This window comes from Litorivivens sp., from assembly GCF_057445395.1.
On sequence record NZ_JBVBUV010000008.1, the window covers coordinates 45,234 to 60,250 of the forward strand.

Here is a 15,017-nt window from a genome sequence, read left to right on the forward strand (position 1 = left end):
TGCATTGTCCACAGCTAACCGTTAGCGTCACCGCCCCTCGCCTCCTTGAAGCGAAGATATTTGGAGATCATCGCTATGTTGAACAAGAAACCCCACGCCCTGCACACTGTGCTGGAGACTCGGTTCGCACTGGAGGCACTGGCGCACCTGTCCAGCAAACCCCTGGAGCGTTTGTTACCCGTGGGCGATGGTCACCCCGTGCTGGTTATTCCGGCTTTTCTGACCAGCGATATCTTGACGGCTTCGCTGCGCCACTCCCTGGCAACACTGGGCTACAACCCCCACCCTTGGAAATTGGGCGTAAATACCGGGCTTCACCAGCACAAGTTGAATGCCTTACAACACCGGCTGGCGGCCATTGTGCGACAACACGGACAAAAGGTCACACTGGTCGGCTGGAGTCTCGGCGGATTGTATGCCCGAGCACTGGCCGCTCTAGATCCCGAAAACGTGCGCCAGGTCGTCACGCTCGGCTCGCCGTTTGCCATTCCAGATACCGACTCCAGTGGCGTGCAAAGCTTCGTCGGTCGGGCGTTTTCGCTGCTCAATGGCTCCGGCGAAGACCCCATGCTGAAACAGCCTGAGCTGTGGCAAACCACTCCTACAGTGCCCTGCTCGAATATCTTTACCCAACGCGATGGCGTGGTGCACTGGCACTACTGCGTAGATGAAAAGCGCGCGCAAAGTGAGAACATTCGCGTACCGGGCAGCCACGTGGGCCTGACCCACAACCCGGCGGTACTCTATCTACTTGCGGATCGACTGAAGCAGCCAGAGAACGCCTGGCGCCCCTTCCTCGCCAGCGGATGGCATGAGCAGCGCCTGTTCGACAATCGCACCTGCGCCACGGCTATAGCAATGACCGACACCACCAACCCCGCTAGCCCCATCCCGGCCTGATCAGAAAAGCAGGGGGCGTGACGCGTGTTTTTTAACCGAACCGACGCCGACGCCGACGCCGACGCCTTCAAGGCTGGTAGGGGGCGATCGTATCGCAATTCTGCGCGGCACCATCGATCGTAAACCCAGAAGACACGCCCTCATAAAGTATGGTCGCCGCCGATGGCGATTCCTGAGCCACGCCATTGTGGCGCAGCCGGTATTCACCGGCCGGGGTATCCAGCGGCACCTCCCAGCGTACCTCTGCTTGCGACGGCCCGGTCACGGGCGCATCATTGGGGTTGCCCTCCATCTGGCTGTCACTTCGCCAACGGAAGAAAAGTTCGGGGGCATTGTCGTTGCGATACACCTGCCAGCTGCCATCAGGCTGGCGACGCTCTACGGTGGCAAATGACAGTGCAGTTTGTGCTCGCACCACATTGCGCGGGTGTCCTGCCTGAAACACGGCGCTAATGCTTTCACCGCGAACCGCACTGGCGGTAACATCTTCCAACACGTCGCCGTAACTACCGCCTGAACTGCTGTCAGATGGTGAGTAGGGTGTGCGTCGAACAACCGGGGTTGCATCAACATAGGCCGGCCCCGTCGGCGCCGCGACTGCCGCCACCATAGACTGAGCCAATCGCGCACTTTCCTGCTGCACAGCCGCTAATTGCCAGGCCCCAAAAATCGTGGAAGCTCCTTCATACTGTTGCGCAGAATACTCTTCTCGCGTTGTTAAATAATGTACGTAATCGTTCACCAGGCCGGCAATCACGACGGTATCAACCCCAACTGGTGCAAGGGTTTTCAGCAAGGTCTTCTGGAGGCGCCGCGATGCCATGGTAGTTACCTCAAAAGGCACCCCAAGGATGGCCATGTTGCCCAGACGAAACAGTTGAAAGGGCAGGATGCTTGGTTCGGCATTCATGGGCTCACCAATCGCAAACAGAATCGGCTTTTCCGCGTGACAGGAGAGATCCATCGCCGGCAGCAGACCAACATTGCACAGTACCGTAGTGGCGGCCAAGTTTGGCGGAATCTTACCCGCGGAGCCCGCTGCAAAATCATCGGCTGCAGCCTGCGCAAAATCCGGGTCCGCACAGCTTGCACCCTCAACTGTCGGGCCCGGGCCATCTTCAGCACCGGCACCAAAAGAAACGCCTAACGCAGGATCGCAAGTGCGCTTCACCGGCGCATCCCATTCCGGGGGCAGGGCGGGGCCGTCGTAGCTCTCCACCGTAACTTCATCCATTTTGACGTGGAAAAAACGATAATCCACCGGCCCGGACAGCTGCTGTGAGCTGCTAAATAGCTCCAACGCTTTCGCAGCCTGCTTGGTTCCGGAAAGCGCTGCAGAGGCGAAATCATTAGCCGCGCCACCGCGCGCCGGATCAGGGTGAGGCAATTGCCGGATAAAAATATTGGGGGAAGCATCACCTTCGTCCGTCTGGGCAAAGGCAGCCACGAAGGTATCGACAGAATCCGCCGCGTCATAGTCGGTGTTCATCAAACGCTCAAACAAAAGCGAGGCATAGCCCTTGTTGTCACCGCTGACAAAAGATTCGTAGGAGCCCACCACGGTAGGATGCACACCAAACCAATTTATCAGCCCCACTGGCGAACCGTTAGCACGCACAAGATTGAGTTGTACGCTGCGCTTGTCTACGTCAACTGGATCGCCTCGGCCATCGAGAAACTCGCGCCGCTCAGCCTCGCTGTTACGCTCAAAGGCGGGCAGCGAACGGTTAATGTTGGTATTGAGAAGCTCGCCAATACCCAGGGTTATGGGCGCGGTAGCGGTATTGGCCTGCAAGTTGGCATCAGCCTTACGGATTGATTCAACGATACCCCTGACGATGACATTCAGGTTGTCTTCATCGAAGCCGAAGTGAAATAGATTAAAGGCTTCATGATGAGAATAGCCAGCGGGCCCGGAGTGAGTGTGAGTCGCCGAGAGCATCAGGTTATCCGGACCGTAGCGCGTGGCAAGCTGCGCATCGGCAGCGATCGCTGCCAGCACGCCCTGACGCACAGATCCGAATATCATGCCGGTATCTGTAGACACGAAAAGGATACGTTTGCCGTTACAGGGGCTTGCTATGGCAAATGCCCGTGCATACTGACGAGTATGCACGCCACTGAGCACCTGAGCCGGGTCTTCCCACCCCATACCGCCAGTGTTAGCAACCACCCCGGTAATATCCGCGATACCACTACCAAAGCGAAACGCCGTGTTGCCAGCGCAATCACCGCTCTGATCGGCGACGCTGATATTCAATGCATTCAGGTTAAGCTCGTAGTCACCGCTGCTGTCGGCAACATAACCTTCGGGAGCGGTCTGCGCCGCAAAACTGGCCGGCACCAGCGCCGGATTGTCACGTAGACAGGCGGCGAGCGCCGGATCAGGCGCTGGTGTTGCCGACGCGCCCGACGGCGTACCGCCTGATGAAGAGCTGGAGCCATCACAAGCCGCCAGAAAAAGAGCAACACAAAGGAAGGGGAGTTGGCGATGTATAAAATTCATGACGGAGCACTGCAAACATTCAATACTCCATCATAACCCTCAGGTTTCGGCGCGCAACTCCGCCAAGAGATTTTTGAGAAGTTCACGCAGTACCAGTGGCTGATCCAGTAGCACGTGATGATGAGCATCAGCAACCTTGATCGGTGGCCGCCCATTACCCATGTAACCTACAGTTCTTTCAGCCATTTCTCGTGGCGCAACGATACTGTGCTCGCCGTATATAAACGCTGTGGGGCAGACGATAGCGGGCAGTAAATCGGCCTCAGGCACCTCTACCGGCTCCAGGGTAAGTGTGATTCGGTCGTCAAATTTCCACACCCAGCCCCCAGCTTCTTCACGCAACGAACCGCGCGCAACATGCTCAAACACGGCGGGCAAGGTGCTGTTTTCCTGCGGTATCAGGCGAAATCGTGCGATAGCCTGCTCGAGGGTAGGGTAGACCCGCTTTGGCCGCAATTCGGTGGCGCCGCGCGATGGCGTTTCACCAGCATTTCGAGGCAGGCTGATTCGCGAGTCGATTATCGTCAGGGTCTGAATTTTATCGGGGTAACGCGCTGTGGTCTGAATACTTACCAACCCGCCGAAGCTATGCCCCACCAAATTGACCGGCGCCATGGCCTCGGCGTCGATGACCGCAGCCACTTCCCGGCAATATGTTTCATAGGAATAACTGTCCCGATAGCCACTGTCGCCCATACCACTGAAATCCATCGCCACCACCCGATAACTGTCGAGAAGGGCGGGGGCTGTCATATCCCACCAGTGCGCGTGGGCGCAGAAACCGTGCACGAGCAATAATGTAGGTTTGTCGGTTGCCTCGGGATTCCAGCACAGATAGTGGATTGCGCAGCCATCGACGGTAACCCGGCGTGATTGCGCGCTGTGGCGCAGCGCGTCGACCATCCAGTCCGGCGCGCTGCTCACGTTTGAAGCTGTCAAAGGCTAACCTACTGCGCGCTGTTGCGCTCTTGTTGCACCAGATAGTCAACCACTTCCAGCATACCGCGCTGACTGCCAGCGGTACGGGTGCTGACCCGGAATTTGCCGTTAACGATCATTTCCGGGGTGCCCTGGATCTGGTAGCCACGCGCGCGGGCATCAGCCTGCTGCACCTGACTGTTTACCGCAAAGGATTTGAAGGCCTTGTGGAACGTGCTTTCTTCCACACCATATTTGGCAAACAGCGTTGCGATGGCATCGGGCGTTGTCAGCATATTGCGCTCAACGTTGATAGCCTCAAAGATGGGCTGGTGGACCTTGTCCAAAACGCCCAGCGCTTTTGCCGTATAGAACGCGCGGGCGTGAATTTCCATCACCCGGTTCCACATCGCGGGAGACTGTACAAACTCGACATCCTTGGGCAGTTTTTTAGACCAGGCGTGAACCATGGGCTCGAAATGAAAGCAGTGGGAACAGCCGTACCAGAACACTTCGGTAACTTCGATTTTGTTCGGGTCAACGGTGCGCACTGGCGTATCCAGTCGCACGTAATGTTTACCTTCTTCGAAGCTTGTGGTGGCGTCCTCGGCACAGGCGGCTATCGACAGCAGGGTTAACAGGCTGGCGATCAGCCATCGGCGTATGAGCATTATTCTCTCCAGGCTAAAACATTGTTCATCTGATCAGGATTACAGGCATCAGTTCCCGCAAACTTGGTTTTTTTAAGCCCGCCTGCAGGCACGTAACAACACATTCTAAATAAAAAAGGCGACCGAAGCCGCCTCTTTTTCCACCTGCCTGTCAGGACCAATACCGGTATCAGTACAACCCCTGAATATAGGCAGCCAACGCTTTGATTTCGTTATCGCTCAACTGGAACGCGATCGTGCGCATGGTTTTGGTTTCTTCGCCGTCGTTCATGCGACCGCTGGAATCTCCATCGGCAGCGGCACGGAAAGATTTAAGCTGGGCCTCGGTGTAGGCCGCGTGCTGGCCCGACAGCATTGGAAAACCAGCTGCAGCATTGCCTTCACCGGCCGGTGAGTGACAACCGGTACAGGCTGGAATGTTGCGCTCGATAATGCCGCCACGGTAGATCGCCTCACCTTTTTTGGCCAGATCGGCATTGGCCTGGCCTACGCTGCCATTCTGGCTGGCAAAGTAGGCGGCGATATCAGCGATATCCTGCGCACTCATGTTGTCGAGCTGACCTGCCATTGTAGGCACCGGGCGCACGCCAGACTTGATGTCATTCATTTGCTTGATCAGATATTTTTCATTCTGACCCGCCAGCTTGGGGAAAGTGGGCGCAGCGCTGTTGCCGTCAGCACCGTGACAGGCGGCGCAAGATTGAGATTTTGCTTTGCCCGCTTTTGCGTCACCCGCAACAGCGGGGAGGGCGAACAACAGCGAGGACAGAATGACCAACAGTGATTTTTTCATGGTGTCTACTCAGTATCTTGTCTAAATTCGGGCGTGGGATTTACGACTTCGGCTTAGCCATCAGCTCGATCAACGCTTTGAAATCCTCGTCGGAGCAATCAAAACACATGCCTTTCGGCGGCATTGCCTTGATCCCGTTTTTGGCGTTTTCGATCAGCGTGTCCATGCCTTTCTCTTCAATGCGCTTGTTCCAAGTATCGGCATCACCAGTGCGTGGCGCACCCGCAGCACCGGCAGCGTGACAGATAGCACAGGTGCGGTTATAGCGATCTTCCAGCGCATCCGCCTGGGCAGTGCCGACCAGAACGGCAGAAAACAACAGTGCAGCGAGGGATTTCTTCATATCAGCTCTCACGAATTACAACAGACATCGCAACGGAAAACGTCCAGCAGGATGACCGAGAAAAAAAACTGCGGCATTATACACAATGCCACCGGGGGGAGGCCAACCCTACGGGGGCAGCACTATAACCCCTTTGAACACCTCATTCCACCTGAGAGACCCACCATGGATGACATTCCGGCCATCATTTATCGCCGCGCCCGCTTTCAGCAAAGCGCCCCCAGCCTGCGGGAGTGCCCGGACGATATCGGCGCCGAAGTGGCTTTTGCCGGTCGCTCAAACGCCGGCAAATCGAGCGCCATCAACCGACTGACGGAAAACAAGAAGCTGTGCCGAACCTCGAAAACCCCCGGCCGCACGCAGCTGATCAACTTTTTTAGCCTGAGCGACACCCAGCGACTGGTCGATCTGCCCGGCTACGGATTCGCCAAGGTGCCCCCCGAAGTGAAAAAGAAATGGGAGCGCCATCTGGAACAATACCTCTCGGAACGCCGCTGCCTGCGGGGCATGGTGCTGATGATGGATATTCGCCACCCGCTACAGACCTTTGACCTGACCATGATCGAATGGGCAGCCCAAAGTGAAATGCCGGTGCGTATTTTGCTAACCAAGGCGGACAAGTTCAGTAACGGCCAGGCCAAGAACACGCTGCTAAAAGTAAGGAAGCACTTACAACCCTACGGCGCTCTGGTACAGGCGCAACTGTTTTCAGCCCTGAAGGGCACTGGGCTTGAGGACCTAAAGGAACAGCTGGATCTGTGGCTAGCGGCGACGGACGAAGACGAGGAGAGCGAGGAGGGCGCAACGCCCTGAAAACCGGCAGCACCCCCTTTCCGCACCAACGAGAGCCAACAAAAAAAGCCCGGTGCATGGGGGAGCACCGGGCAATCAGCTTCTCTGGGGAAAAACCGACTCATGGAGAAAGTCGGCCAACAGCTATGCTGCTGTATTAGCTTAGAAGGTTTCCCAGCTGATAAGTTCCCGTTTCCCGGGAATTGGTAATATTCCCGGAACACCAACAATAACAGGGGCTTAGTGGGCCTCATCCCAGTTATTGCCGACACCCAGCCCCACTTCCAGTGGCACCGCCAGTTGCGCCGCGCCCTCCATCAGTTTCTCAAGCTGTTGCGACACGCTATCCACCTGATTTTCCGCCACTTCCAGTATCAGTTCGTCGTGCACCTGCATGATCATGGCCGCATCCACATCGCTGCTTTGCAACCACGCATCAACCTCGATCATCGCCCGTTTAATAATGTCGGCAGCCGTGCCCTGCATCGGCGCATTGATCGCTATGCGCTCGGCAGCCTGACGGCGCATGCCATTGCTGGCCTTTATATCCGGCAGATACAGGCGGCGACCAAATAGGGTTTCCACGTAACCCTTCTCTTTGGCGTTGACCTTGATGTCTTCCATAAACTGCGCCACGCCGGGATAGCGGTCAAAATAACGATTGATGTAATCCTGAGCCTCGCCGCGCTCGATATGGAGCTGACGGGCGAGCCCAAAGGCCGACATACCATAGATAAGGCCAAAGTTGATCGCCTTGGCATTGCGCCGCTGCTCGTCAGTGACCTCCTCCAGCGTAGAGCCGAAGACTTCAGCTGCCGTCGCGCGGTGAATATCCGCGCCCTCAGCAAAGGCTTTGATCAACCCCTGATCACTCGACAGATGGGCCATGATGCGCAGCTCGATTTGCGAGTAGTCCGCCGCCACCAGCTTATAGCCGCGCTCCGCCACAAAGGCCTGGCGAATACGCCGCCCCTCAGGCGTTCTGATGGGAATATTCTGCAAATTCGGGTCCGTAGACGACAGCCGACCCGTGGCCGCCACAGCCTGATGGTAGGACGTGTGAATACGCCCGGTTTTGGGGCTGATCATCTGGGGTAGCTTGTCGGTATAGGTAGACTTGAGCTTGGCCATACCGCGGTAATCCAGAATCAGCTGCGGCAGCCTGTACTCATGGGCCAGCTCCACCAGCACCTCTTCAGCCGTTGACGGCGCACCTTTCGGCGTTTTTTTCACTACCGGCAGCGCCAGCTTGTCGAACAGAATTTCGCCGAGCTGCTTGGGTGACGAGAGGTTAAATGGTCCGCCAGCCTCCTCGTGAGCGGCCTTCTGGATGGCGTCGATTTTTTCCGCCAACTCCTGGCTCTGCTTGTCCAGCAACGCCCGATCCACCTTGGCGCCAAAGCGCTCCATCCGGGACAGCACGGGCACCAGCGGCATTTCAATGGCGCGATAAACGTCATCCAGCTCCTTTTCGGCCGCTATCTGCGGTCGCAGTGTCTGGTGCAGTTTCAGGGTGATATCGGCATCTTCGGCGGCGTAGTGGCCCGCCTCTTCAACTTTAATCTGATTAAAGGTCAGCTGCTTGGCACCCTTGCCGGCAATGTCTTCATAGTGAACCGTGGAGTGGCCCAGATATTTCAGCGCCAACGAGTCCATATCATGACGGTTGCCGGCTGCGTCCAGAATATAGGACTGCAGCATGGTGTCCTCCGCGATACCGCGCAGCACAATGCCGTGATTAACCAGCACATTGGCGTCGTATTTCAGATTCTGGCCAACTTTGGGTTTATCCGGATTTTCCAGCAGTGGCTTGAGCGCACTTAGCACCTCGTCTTCACCGAGCTGGTCTGGCGCCCCAAGGTAATCGTGACCGAAAGGCACATAGGCGGCCTTGCCAGCCTCTACCGCAAAGGACACACCCACCACCCGCGCCTCCATATAGTCGAGGCTTGTGGTTTCGGTATCAAATGCAAACAGGGGAGCGGCATCCAGCTGGGCCAGCCACGCATTCAGCGCCCCTTTGTCCAGTACAATCTCGTAGTCGACCTTGATCTCTTCCACAGGCTTGGTTTCACCACCCGCCAACACCTCATCAATCCAGGTATTGAATTCCAGCTCCCGGTACCAATGCAGCAACTCGTCGGCGTTCTGTTCTCCCTGCTGAATCTCGTCAAAGGCCAGCGGCAGCTCCACATCGAGCTTGATCGTTGCAAGCTCATAGGAAAGTTCGGCTTTTTCGCGCTCATTTTCGAGCTTTTCCGGGAGCTTTTTCGCGCCGCGAATGGGCAGCTCCGGAATCTGCTCAAGCTTCTGGTAGATATCTTTTAGACTGCCGAGGTTTTGCAGGAGGGCGAGGGCGGTCTTTTCGCCCACCCCGGGTACGCCGGGAATGTTGTCGACTTTGTCACCCATCAGGGCCAGATAATCAATAATCAACGCCGGCGGCAGGCCAAACTTTTCCTCCACGCCCGCCGGATCCATGACCGTGTCGGTCATCGTATTCACCAGCGTCACATGGTCATTCACCAATTGCGCCATGTCTTTATCACCCGTTGACACCAGCACCGAGCGACCAGCCTTGGCGGCCTGGGCGGCGAGGGTACCTATGACATCGTCAGCCTCGACACCCTCGATTGCCAGCAGCGGCAAGCCCATGGCCCGGATAATGGCGTGAATGGGCTCAATCTGCTCGCGCAGCTCTTCCGGCATGGGCGGGCGATTAGCCTTGTATTGCGGATAAATGTCATCGCGGAAGGTTTTGCCTTTCGCGTCAAATACCACGGCGATGGTGGCGTTGGGGTAATCCTTTTTCAGCCGCCGGATCATATTGATCACCCCTTTAGCAGCACCGGAATTACGGCCGGTTGAGGTGGTGAGCATGGGCAGGGCGTGAAAAGCACGGTAGAGGTAGGAAGAACCATCTACCAGCACCAGGGCGGGATCAAGGGTGGTCATGGGAAGTCGGAGCCTGTTATTCGCTGAGCGCGGAAGTGTAGCACGGCGTCAAATTTCGCCCCAAGATGGCGGCGACGTGAGAGATTTATTACAAAAGTGTTACCTTCGCCGCACCCCTGGTAACACTTTATGCAAATTAGCACCGGGGATGAGCAAAATTACACCAATTTAATGGGGAAGATTGATCCGCACTGTGTTACCTTACGTAACACCAAATGTAACAAGGCATTTGATAACGGGCACGGAGCCCATGTAAGGAGGAACCAAGCGATGAAAAGACTTGCAAGTGCAATCACTTTGACGATTGCCAGCACGCTGGCGACTGCCGCCGATCCGCAAGTTCGTATCGACGAGTCGCTGGTACTGGCCTACAACTCTACTGACGTCACGACCAGCACCGCTCAGGAAGAGACCATCTCTTCTGACAAGAGCCTGCAGGTCATGCATCGCACACTGGACGAGGTTTCCGCCTCTCTGGGTGCCGAGCTGGACGCACGCATAGCAGAGCTGATGACAAGCAAGTAAGGCCAAAACTGACTGCGGTCGTGCCACGCATGGCCGCCTTTATTTTTTTACTCCCTGCAAGCCAAAAAGGCTTCTGCCAGGGATAGGTAGTACCGGACAAAGGCATCACTACCGCCCTCAATCCCAGCACCCATGGGGTCCAGCGTAATCTGCTGCACTTCAACCCCGTCCAGCAAACGCTGCATCAACTTACCGTCGTGCTGGGGCTCTCTGAACACACAGCGAAACTCCCCCGCCAGCAAGCGCGACCGAAGCGCCACGATATGGGCCGCACCAGGCAAATGGTCGCCACCGGGGCTGACAATCGCCGCCGGCGCCAGACCGTACTGCTGCTCAAAATGGGTATAACCTCGATGCGGCAGCAGATATGGAGGGTAGCTGCGCGTAAACTGCTGTCGCAGCAACAGATCTTCCTGCCGCAATAAGGAAATCAGCCGCGCCGCCCGCGCCAAAAATCCCGCCTCATGGCGCGGACTCTTTCTCGCCAGCGCTTTGGCAATGGTTGTGGTCATGTCCACCACCTGATCCACACTCAGCCAGATATGCGGATCTGTTTTGATCGCCTCGCCCGCCAACACCCCAAGGGGCAGCACATTCTCGCGATCGCGCATGGCCGACGCCAGAAAACGCTCCAACTCCGGTCCCACCCAAACGATAAGATTCGCCTTCTCCAACGCCTGCCACTGAGACGGCTTCAACCGCGCATCATGCGGCGAAAACGCGGGCGGCAGCAGCAACTGACTATCCACATTGTCACCGCCCACCGCGGACACCAGCATCTGTATGGGCTTTACGCTGCTCAGCACGGTGAGGGTACTGGCCAACACTGCCCCCGGAGCAGTCAGCAGCACCAGCACTGCAATCACCAACCTGTATCGAGTCAAAACGTGAACCTCTGCAAGAAATGCAATATTATAACATTGTAAATCTTCAATGGGATACGCCATGGGCGCACCAACAGCCTACGAGAAACACGACCACCGACGCTGCATCAAGGATGCTTTACAAGCAGCCCGGCAAATATGCAAAGCCAGCGGCGCGCGCCTGACCAGCCTGCGAGAACAGGTGCTCATGAAAGTGTGGCAGAGCCATAAACCGCTTGGTGCCTATGCAATTCTCGAGCAGCTCGCCGCAGAAGGGCAGGGCCACCCGGCACCGCCAACGGTATATCGCGCTCTGGATTTTCTGCAGGAACATGGCCTAGTACACCGCTTATCCTCCCTGAACGCCTATATCGGCTGCGATTTGCCGGGCGAACCTCACGACAGCCAATTTCTGATTTGCCGGCACTGCCAGACCACGGTAGAGATGGCTGCAGAGCCGGTGAGCCAGGCGCTAACCAGCTGCGCCGCCGCCCGCGGATTCACGATTCACCAGAGCAGTGTTGAGATCGTAGGTTCCTGCCCAAACTGTCAGGCAGCCGTATGAAACCCTTGATTTCACTCGATAACATCTGCCTAAAACAGGGCGAACGCGACATCCTGTCGCATATTTCACTGACGCTGCGGGAAGCTGAAATAACCAGCGTAATTGGACCCAACGGCGCCGGTAAGACGTCACTGGTGCGACTGATACTGGGGCTGGCCCAACCCACCAGCGGACATATTCAGCGCACACCCCGGCTACGCATAGGCTATATGCCCCAGAAACTCACCACCAACACGACATTGCCACTGACCGTAAAGCGCTTTCTTAGCCTCGCCCATCACAGCGCAATGACCACCGACCAGGCCCTGCAGCGCGCAGGCGCCAGTCACTTGGGCAGCAGCTCCATGCACAAGTTGTCGGGCGGTGAAACCCAGCGCGTTCTACTGGCGCGCGCATTGCTCGCCAAACCACAGCTACTGGTGCTCGACGAACCAGCTCAAGGCGTCGACATCACTGGTCAGGAGGCGCTATATCAGCGAATTTCCGACCTGCGGGACGAACTGCGCTGCGCGGTGCTGGTGGTTTCCCACGATCTGCACTGGGTCATGGCCAAAACCGATTCCGTGATTTGCCTGAATCAACACATCTGCTGCCACGGCCACCCCCAGACCGTCAGCAGCGATCCGGCCTACCTGACACTGTTCGGACAGGAGACCGATCCTGCACTCGCGCCCTATGTACATGAGCACGATCACGCCCACAGTATCCACGGCGATGTGATCGGCGAGGGTTGCCAGCATGACTGACTTACTGCTGTATGCCATGGCCGCCGGCCTGATGCTGGTAACAGCCACTGGACCTCTGGGTACCATCATTGTCTGGCAGCGAATGGCTTACTACGGCGACACCTTAGCCCACTCTGCGCTGCTAGGCGTGGCGCTTGGACTGATGCTGGAAACCTCGATCGAGTTGTCTGTAGTTACTGTCTGCGTGGTACTCGCGCTCGGCTTGGGCCCACTGCACAGAATCAGCGGCCACAATTTGGACAGCCTGCTGGGCATCGCCTCTCACACATCGCTGGCACTGGGACTGGTTGCGGTATCCCTGCAGTCGGGCAACAGTATCGACCTCAACAGCTTTCTGTTCGGCGACATTCTGGCGGTTAATCTGCGCGATCTACTGCTACTCGGCGCTGTTTCAGGCAGTTGCGTCGTATTGCTTATGCTCAACTGGAATGGTCTGGTCGCCCTAGCGGCCCACCGAGATCTGGCGCAGGTTGAAGGCCGCGCTGTGGTCCATCTGGAGGTCCTACAGATGGTGCTGATTGCGCTCGTCGTGGCGGTCGGCATGAAGATTGTCGGCGTATTGTTGATCAGTGCTCTGCTCATCATACCGGCAACGGCTGCCGGCAGTTTCAGCCGCAGTCCTGAAGGGGTAGCCCTGAGCGCAACCGCATTGGGTATGATTTCTGTGATCGGCGGCATGCTTTGCGCACTTCAGCTGGATATTCCCGCTGGGCCAGCTATTGTACTATTTGCTTCCCTACTATTTTTTCTATCCCTGCTCTCGCGCTACTGGAAACGCACCATTTGAGGGCGACATAGCAACTTGCAATGACGGCAAGTAAGTATTAACTTGCCGTCCCACAATTAAACAAAATTTATAAAGTGGCAAGTAGTGGTTGAGGTGTGAAAAAGACAGCCCAATTGTTTCCAAATTTACCATTGAAAGAGCGCCTAATCATCGCCTCGGAGCGAGATATTGCCCTGCATACGCTTCCGGGTACACGTATTCAACGCGTGGTGAAAGACGCCGGTTCAAGCAATATATCCTCGATTCGCTACCATTACGGCGATATGGAAAAACTGCAGGAAGCGGTTTACTACTACCGCTACAAAGCAATGAATCACTATGCAGACATCATTCTGCAACGCTGGTCGGCAGAGGTTCGCGATAAAACAACGATTCAGCATTATCTTTTTGCCATTTTTGCGCCCCGCTGCCTGATCATTTATCACACGCTGCCGGCAGCTTATTACTGTGGCTGTGCTGAGCAAATAGAAACTCTGGACCCAGACCGCATCGAAAGCCACGATCGCTATCCCTGGTTCAGGCCACTGCGAGCTGCCTTTACCGCCATATCCGATGCACTTTCGGAGCAGCTAGGCGCCGAAGAGGCGCTCTATCGCATGCACTTGGTTACACCGCTAACTGCTGGCACGCTGGCCAGAAAGGAGCGCGCGCTGCGCGAAGCCTGTGACGAAGGCCGGGTTGCCGACGCCGCAGGCCAGCTGGTGACATTTTTGGAAGACCTGGTGGAGTCCCTCGCCGCAAGCCTGCAACGCGAAAAATACCAGGCCGCGAACGCAACTGCAGATTTCAAAGCTGTGTTTGAAGATCTGCTGGCAATTCCTCCGGAGTGGTTCATTGATAAAGATTGATCAAGACGCAGAGGCATTCGTCGCCCGTTACCGTGACCTGCCCATAGCAGAACGCATGCTATTGTCTATCGAAAAGCAGGTGGCACGTTTTGGCAAAGAGGGCGCACGGATTGCCGGCATCCTAGAAAACGCCGGCACCCGCAATGGCGCTGCTGTTCAGCACTATTACGGCGACAAAGACACGCTGATTCACACCGCCTTTCTTTATCGCTACAAGGTTTTCAATGACTGGAGCGAGCACTATCTCGCCCTGCTGGACGACAGTAAAAATGCCGAGCCTCTGGCCAACCATCTACTGCTGGGAATTAACGGCGCCTGGGGCTATTGCTGCAAACAGACCTTGCCGTACTGCTACCACGCCGGTTTTATCCAGAAAATGGGATTAGACAATCCCGGTATCAGTGGCATCGCTGACGAATTTTCTTGGAGCGGACCGATGCGCGCTCTAATAGAAAGAGCAATTGTCGAGTTTTCCCAAGCAATCGGCCAATCCCTGGCCGAGCGTCGCATGCCACTGGGGGTGTTACAGCTGGTCAGTGCATGGGCTGCAAAAGAGCGGGAAATACGCGCCGAGTTGTCGGGGAAAAAGGCATCGACAGAAGACGTCGTCGCCGAGATAGATCGCTTTACGATTGAGATGACCGAGGCCCTGTGCGCCAATCTGTTCCGGGAGAAATACCGCCCCTTCAAGAAAGACCCGCTGGCCCTACTGAATAAAACGGCCAAACGCTGCGGCGCCCCCGTTTGGCATTATGAGCCGGGCAGCGTCGAGGAGAGCGCAGCCGCTTTAGCTCGGTTGCGCTAG

Annotated in this window: 15 protein-coding genes; 8 read left to right on the forward strand and 7 right to left on the reverse strand. The window is 56.5% G+C overall.

The genetic code is table 11. From position 1 onward, the window contains the following. Positions 1-75 precede the first annotated feature (75 nt). Positions 76-900 (forward strand): esterase/lipase family protein, encoded by an 825-nt coding sequence (locus AC222A_RS04360; RefSeq protein ID WP_486774670.1) that lies wholly within the window; start codon positions 76-78, stop codon positions 898-900. Positions 901-967: 67 nt separating this feature from the next. On the opposite strand, the gene AC222A_RS04365 is transcribed toward AC222A_RS04360, so the two are convergent. The 5 genes from AC222A_RS04365 to AC222A_RS04385 form a co-directional block, all read right to left on the reverse strand. Next, positions 968-3,406: a neutral/alkaline non-lysosomal ceramidase N-terminal domain-containing protein gene (locus AC222A_RS04365; protein WP_486774671.1), complete on the reverse strand. Its 2,439-nt coding sequence runs from the start codon at positions 3,404-3,406 to the stop codon at positions 968-970. A 39-nt stretch (positions 3,407-3,445) separates the two neighbouring features. Beyond that, on the reverse strand, positions 3,446-4,345 hold the full coding sequence (locus AC222A_RS04370; RefSeq protein ID WP_486774672.1) for an alpha/beta fold hydrolase: 900 nt from the start codon (positions 4,343-4,345) through the stop codon (positions 3,446-3,448). A gap of 8 nt (positions 4,346-4,353) precedes the next feature. Then, entirely contained in the window at positions 4,354-4,995 is a 642-nt protein-coding gene (locus tag AC222A_RS04375) for a thiol:disulfide interchange protein DsbA/DsbL (RefSeq protein ID WP_372759905.1), read from the reverse strand. A 169-nt stretch (positions 4,996-5,164) separates the two neighbouring features. Next, the gene (locus AC222A_RS04380; protein ID WP_372759379.1) at positions 5,165-5,788 is read right to left on the reverse strand and encodes a c-type cytochrome; all 624 of its coding nucleotides are present in this window, start codon (positions 5,786-5,788) and stop codon (positions 5,165-5,167) included. Between the two features lie 40 nt (positions 5,789-5,828). Further along, positions 5,829-6,131, reverse strand: coding sequence for a c-type cytochrome (locus tag AC222A_RS04385; RefSeq protein WP_372750588.1), 303 nt, complete (start codon positions 6,129-6,131; stop codon positions 5,829-5,831). 165 nt (positions 6,132-6,296) lie between these two features. Here AC222A_RS04385 and yihA point away from each other — a divergent pair, with 165 nt between their 5' ends. Further along, entirely contained in the window at positions 6,297-6,944 is a 648-nt protein-coding gene (yihA, locus tag AC222A_RS04390; protein WP_372750589.1) for a ribosome biogenesis GTP-binding protein YihA/YsxC, read from the forward strand. Between the two features lie 219 nt (positions 6,945-7,163). Here yihA and polA read toward each other — a convergent pair whose 3' ends face one another. Continuing rightward, complete coding sequence (polA, locus tag AC222A_RS04395) at positions 7,164-9,878, reverse strand: DNA polymerase I (RefSeq protein WP_486774673.1); 2,715 nt, start codon at positions 9,876-9,878, stop codon at positions 7,164-7,166. A 270-nt stretch (positions 9,879-10,148) separates the two neighbouring features. Here polA and AC222A_RS04400 point away from each other — a divergent pair, with 270 nt between their 5' ends. Then, positions 10,149-10,403, forward strand: coding sequence for a hypothetical protein (locus tag AC222A_RS04400; RefSeq protein WP_372747322.1), 255 nt, complete (start codon positions 10,149-10,151; stop codon positions 10,401-10,403). 47 nt (positions 10,404-10,450) lie between these two features. Here the strand turns inward: AC222A_RS04400 and AC222A_RS04405 are convergent, their stop codons facing one another. After that, positions 10,451-11,287 carry a metal ABC transporter solute-binding protein, Zn/Mn family gene (locus AC222A_RS04405; RefSeq protein WP_372747321.1) on the reverse strand — a complete coding sequence of 279 codons (837 nt, stop codon included), beginning with the start codon at positions 11,285-11,287 and terminating at the stop codon, positions 10,451-10,453. 61 nt (positions 11,288-11,348) lie between these two features. Between AC222A_RS04405 and AC222A_RS04410 the strand changes: the two genes are divergently transcribed. From AC222A_RS04410 to AC222A_RS04430, 5 genes are all read left to right on the forward strand, one after another. Beyond that, complete coding sequence (locus AC222A_RS04410) at positions 11,349-11,831, forward strand: Fur family transcriptional regulator (protein ID WP_372747320.1); 483 nt, start codon at positions 11,349-11,351, stop codon at positions 11,829-11,831. Beyond that, on the forward strand, positions 11,828-12,577 hold the full coding sequence (znuC, locus tag AC222A_RS04415; protein ID WP_372747319.1) for a zinc ABC transporter ATP-binding protein ZnuC: 750 nt from the start codon (positions 11,828-11,830) through the stop codon (positions 12,575-12,577). Before AC222A_RS04410 ends, znuC begins: the two co-directional genes overlap by 4 nt. Further along, entirely contained in the window at positions 12,570-13,364 is a 795-nt protein-coding gene (locus AC222A_RS04420) for a metal ABC transporter permease (protein ID WP_372747318.1), read from the forward strand. Before znuC ends, AC222A_RS04420 begins: the two co-directional genes overlap by 8 nt. A 95-nt stretch (positions 13,365-13,459) precedes the next feature. Further along, a complete protein-coding gene (locus AC222A_RS04425) occupies positions 13,460-14,212 on the forward strand; it encodes a hypothetical protein (RefSeq protein ID WP_372747317.1) in 753 nt (250 codons plus the stop codon). Then, on the forward strand, positions 14,199-15,017 hold the full coding sequence (locus AC222A_RS04430) for a hypothetical protein (RefSeq protein ID WP_372747316.1): 819 nt from the start codon (positions 14,199-14,201) through the stop codon (positions 15,015-15,017). The genes AC222A_RS04425 and AC222A_RS04430 overlap by 14 nt, the downstream gene beginning before the upstream one ends.

What these genes read in the sequence shown, in the direction of transcription:
- AC222A_RS04410 (WP_372747320.1), top strand. Translation starts at nt 11,349, where the DNA reads ATGGGCGCACCAACAGCCTACGAGAAACACGACCACCGACGCTGCATC.
- AC222A_RS04420 (WP_372747318.1), top strand. Translation starts at nt 12,570, where the DNA reads ATGACTGACTTACTGCTGTATGCCATGGCCGCCGGCCTGATGCTGGTA.
- znuC (WP_372747319.1), top strand. Translation starts at nt 11,828, where the DNA reads ATGAAACCCTTGATTTCACTCGATAACATCTGCCTAAAACAGGGCGAA.
- AC222A_RS04375 (WP_372759905.1), bottom strand. Translation starts at nt 4,995, where the DNA reads ATGCTCATACGCCGATGGCTGATCGCCAGCCTGTTAACCCTGCTGTCG.
- AC222A_RS04360 (WP_486774670.1), top strand. Translation starts at nt 76, where the DNA reads ATGTTGAACAAGAAACCCCACGCCCTGCACACTGTGCTGGAGACTCGG.
- AC222A_RS04365 (WP_486774671.1), bottom strand. Translation starts at nt 3,406, where the DNA reads ATGAATTTTATACATCGCCAACTCCCCTTCCTTTGTGTTGCTCTTTTT.
- AC222A_RS04380 (WP_372759379.1), bottom strand. Translation starts at nt 5,788, where the DNA reads ATGAAAAAATCACTGTTGGTCATTCTGTCCTCGCTGTTGTTCGCCCTC.
- yihA (WP_372750589.1), top strand. Translation starts at nt 6,297, where the DNA reads ATGGATGACATTCCGGCCATCATTTATCGCCGCGCCCGCTTTCAGCAA.
- AC222A_RS04385 (WP_372750588.1), bottom strand. Translation starts at nt 6,131, where the DNA reads ATGAAGAAATCCCTCGCTGCACTGTTGTTTTCTGCCGTTCTGGTCGGC.
- polA (WP_486774673.1), bottom strand. Translation starts at nt 9,878, where the DNA reads ATGACCACCCTTGATCCCGCCCTGGTGCTGGTAGATGGTTCTTCCTAC.
- AC222A_RS04400 (WP_372747322.1), top strand. Translation starts at nt 10,149, where the DNA reads ATGAAAAGACTTGCAAGTGCAATCACTTTGACGATTGCCAGCACGCTG.